Annotated in this window: 5 protein-coding genes; 1 reads left to right on the forward strand and 4 read right to left on the reverse strand. The window is 71.3% G+C overall.

Features of this window, described 5'->3' with window-relative positions; all coding sequences use genetic code 11:
• Positions 1 to 19: 19 nt before the first annotated feature.
• Positions 20 to 1,651: an MFS transporter gene (locus VR44_RS25905; protein ID WP_045950014.1), complete on the forward strand. Its 1,632-nt coding sequence runs from the start codon at positions 20 to 22 to the stop codon at positions 1,649 to 1,651.
• Between the two features lie 94 nt (positions 1,652 to 1,745).
• Here the strand turns inward: VR44_RS25905 and VR44_RS25910 are convergent, their stop codons facing one another.
• The 4 genes from VR44_RS25910 to VR44_RS25925 form a co-directional block, all read right to left on the reverse strand.
• Positions 1,746 to 2,168, reverse strand: coding sequence for a DUF7144 family membrane protein (locus VR44_RS25910; RefSeq protein WP_045950010.1), 423 nt, complete (start codon positions 2,166 to 2,168; stop codon positions 1,746 to 1,748).
• A gap of 62 nt (positions 2,169 to 2,230) precedes the next feature.
• A complete protein-coding gene (locus VR44_RS25915) occupies positions 2,231 to 2,635 on the reverse strand; it encodes an SHOCT domain-containing protein (RefSeq protein WP_045950011.1) in 405 nt (134 codons plus the stop codon).
• 156 nt (positions 2,636 to 2,791) lie between these two features.
• The gene (locus VR44_RS25920) at positions 2,792 to 3,370 is read right to left on the reverse strand and encodes a potassium channel family protein (RefSeq protein WP_045950012.1); all 579 of its coding nucleotides are present in this window, start codon (positions 3,368 to 3,370) and stop codon (positions 2,792 to 2,794) included.
• A 122-nt stretch (positions 3,371 to 3,492) separates the two neighbouring features.
• On the reverse strand, positions 3,493 to 3,949 hold a 457-nt coding region (locus tag VR44_RS25925), incomplete at its 5' end, for a membrane protein (RefSeq protein ID WP_045950013.1).

Genomic DNA, 3,949 nt, shown 5'->3' on the forward strand with positions numbered 1-3,949 from the left:
GGCTGGGATGCTGGCCCGCATGGCTTCCGGAGGCACCCCGCCACGCCCGACGTCCCCTCGGGCCACCCTGCTGGCGCTCGCGTCCGCGCAGTTCCTGATGGCCCTGGACAGCTCGGTCATGAACGTCTCCATCGCGACGGTCGCCGAGGACGTGGGCTCGACCGTGGCGGGGATCCAGGGCGCCATCACCGCGTACACCCTGGTCATGGCCATGTTCATGATTCCCGGCGGGAAGGTCGGGGCGCTGATCGGCCGCAAGCGGGCGTTCATGATCGGCGGCGTGGTGTACGGCTGCGGGTCGTTCACGACCGCGATCGCCCCGAACCTGACCGTGCTGCTGCTGGGCTGGTCGTTCCTGGAGGGCGTCGGCGCCGCCCTGATCCTGCCCGCCATCGTGGCCCTGGTCGCCCAGAACTTCGCCCCCGAACGGCGGCCGGCCGCGTACGGCCTGGTCACCGCGGCCGGCGCCGTCGCGATCGCGGTCGGGCCGCTGATCGGCGGCCTGGCGACGACCTACTTCTCCTGGCGCTGGGTGTTCGCCGGCGAGGTGGTCCTCGTGGCCGTCATCCTGCTGCTCTCCCGGCAGGTCGCCGACGCGCCGGCCGAGGCCCGGCCCTCCATCGACTTCGTCGGCGCCCTGTTCTCCGTCCTCGGCCTCGGCCTCTTCGTCTTCGGCGTGCTGAAGTCCGGGGTGTGGGGCTGGTTCGTGCCGAAGGCCGACGGGCCTGCCTGGCTCGGGATCTCACCCGCGGCGTGGCTGATCGGCGCCGGGCTGTTCCTGGTCTGGGTCTTCCTCGCCTGGGAGCGCCGCGTCGCCCGGAGCGGCCGGGAACCCCTCGTGGACCCGGGCCTGCTGGGCAACCGGCAGCTGACCGGCGGCCTGACGATGTTCTTCTTCCAGTACCTGGTGCAGATGGGCGTGTTCTTCCTCGTCCCGCTGTACCTGTCCGTCGCGCTCGGCCTGTCGGCCCTGTCGACCGGGGCGCACATCCTTCCCCTGTCGGTGACGCTGATGGCCGCGGCGCTCCTGATCCCGAAACTGGCGCCGGACGTGTCCCCGCGCCGGGTGGTGCGCCTGGGTGTCCTGGCGCTGCTGGCCGGCGCGGTGGTCCTGATGGGCGCCCTCGACCTCGACGCGGGTGCCGAGATCGTGACCGTCCCGTTGCTGCTGATCGGACTCGGCATGGGCGCGCTGGCGTCGCAGCTGGGTTCGGTGACCGTGTCCGCCGTGCCGGACGAGCGGAGCGCCGAGGTGGGCGGCGTGCAGAACTCCGTGACCAACCTCGGTGCCTCGATCGGGACCGCGCTCGCCGGATCGGTCATGCTCGCGGTGCTCACCACCTCGTTCCTCACCAGCATCGAGCAGAACCCGGCCGTCCCCGACACGGTCAAGGGCCAGGCGTCCGCCCAGCTCCAGAGCGGGGTGCCCTTCCTCTCCGACGCCGACCTCAGGACGGCCCTCGACCAGGCGGGCGCCAGTCCGCAGGTGTCCGAGGCGGCCTTGGAGGCCAATGCCCAGGCCCGGCTGGAGGGTCTGCGCGCCGCGCTCGGGATCCTCGCCGTCACCGCCCTCCTCGCGCTGTTCTTCACCCACCGGATCCCGGACGTCCAGCCCCGCTCACCCGCCAGGGCCCCCGCCCCGAGCGGGTGACCCCCTGCGGACGACGCGGCGCCGGTACGCGGCGTGCCGCGTACCGGCGTCCGGCGCCCGGCGCCCGAGGGCGGACCGGGGAGTCATGGTCCCGTCATCGCATGTCCTCCGGGGAGATGATGCACAGCGCCCAGATGATGAAGCCGCTGAGGGCGATGGAGATGATCGCCCAGAACGGGTAGTAGGGCAGGGACAGGAAGTTCACGAGGATGACGACGCTCGCGATGGCGATGCCCGCGATCCGCCCCCACAGGGGTGCCTTGAAGAGGGCGGTACCCACGATCACGGCGATGATTCCGAAGATCAGGTGCAGCCATCCCCAGGTCGTCAGGTCGAACTGGAAGACGTAGCGCGGCGTGTGGACGAACACCTCGTCCTCGACGATTCCCATGATGCCGCGGCAGATCGCGAGCACCCCGGTGATGAGCAGCATCACGGCGGCGAATACCACCAGCCCTCCAGCGGCGGCCAGGGCCGTGTCGGAGTGGCCGCGGGGCGTGGTCGGTGTGTGTGCCATGGTGATCCTTCTTCTTCACGGGCCGGTGCCCGAGGGCCTGCCGGCCGGTCCGATGGGCCGCGCTAGCGCAGGATCTTCTCCTTGGCCACCTGGTACTCGGCTTCCGTGATGTCCCCGCTGGCCCGGAGCTGCGCCAGCTTGCTCAGTTCGTCCGCCTCGCTGCGGGTGCCGGCCGTCTCACGGATGTAGGCGTCCATGTCGGCCCGCTGCTCCTGGACGTGCTTGATCTCGCGGGCACCCATGCTCTTGCCGCGGGCGATGACGTAGACCAGTACGCCGAGGAAGGGCAGGAACACCACGAAGATCAGCCAGAAGGCCTTTCCCCATCCGCCCATCGTGTCGTCCCGGAATATGTCGATGATGATGCGGAACAGCAGCATGAACCACAGCACCCACAGGAAGATCCACAGGACCGTCCAGAAAGCACCCAACAGGGGGTAGTCGTAGGCGAGGAGCTGGCTCTCCATCGTGCGCCTCCTTCATCCAGCACAGCGATGTGCGGGCGGGGCGGCCCCCGCCGGTCGCCTTCAGGATCGGTGCGCGGGGTGACGGTGCCTTCACCCGTGACGGGTGATTCGGGGGCCGGCGGCGCGTCCGTCCCCCCCCCGACGGCACCGGTACGGCTAGCCCGGACCCCGGGTGCCGGAGGTCTGGCGCCGGACGGCCGCCTCCACCGCGCCGAACAGGATCCGCGTGGCCACGCCCACGGCCAGGACGTTGCCCACCATCTGCGTCATCACCAGGATCCGCGCGGGCTCGGTACGGGCCACGATGTCCCCGAAGCCGACGGTGCTGAAGACGGTGAGCGTGAAGTACAGGGCGTCGGCGCGGGTGAGGGACTCGTTGAAGCTCCCTGGCGCGGACTGCTCGATGACGAAGTAGGCCGCCGAGTACATCAGCAGGAACAGCGGCATCGTGGTCGTGAGCGCCTCGACGGCACGCAGCCGGGGGTGGGCGGAGCGGGCGATCGACCGGACCTGCAGGGCGAACACGGCCGTGACGGCGCTCAGGCCGAGCGCGAGGTTGGTGACGTCCACGTCGTGCCGGGTGAAGGGCAGCAGGAAGTACGCGGCGACGAGGATCGTGATCGTGGTCACGCACCGCAGGGCCACGACCAGCGCCGCCCGGCCCTTCCGGACGCGCCCGGGTGCCGCGGTTCCGGCGGGTGGAGTGCCGTCGGGGGCGGAGCCCGTCCTGTCCATCCCAGCCTCCCTGCCGGCCCTCGCCCGTCCTGGGTGACAGCATGGACCACGACGCCCCGGATGGCGGGCATGCGGTGCGGCGGGCCCCGGTGTGCACACGGATGGGCGCCCCCGGCCGTCCCTCAGTGCGACAGGGCCGCCTTGGCGGCCACGATGACCGCGCCGAGCACCAGGCTGACCAGGGCGGACACGGCGACGAGGCGGGGTGGCGCACCCATGCGCACGGATCCGGCGACGGTCCAGCCGATCTGGCCGCACAGGGCCACGCCGAGCGCCAGCCACACCGTCCCCTTGACGTCCAGCCCGAACAGGGGGCCGAGCGCCACTGCGGCGGACGGGGGCAGCGCGGCCTCGACGATGGGCCGCTCGTCCTTGCACACCGTCCGGAACTCACGCCAGGTCAGGTGACCGTTGGTCAGCGAGATGCCGAAGAGGTGCGCGTAGACGTGGGCCGCCCAGAACACCAGGCCCGTGCACAGCAGCAGCACGGACAGCTCCACCCGCGGGTAGGGGCCGCCCGGCACGCCGGCACCCACGATGACGGAGGCGGCCAGCATCGACCCGTAGACGGCGCCCATG

Source organism: Streptomyces katrae, from assembly GCF_000966975.1.
GTDB classification, from domain to species: Bacteria; Actinomycetota; Actinomycetes; order Streptomycetales; family Streptomycetaceae; genus Streptomyces; species Streptomyces katrae.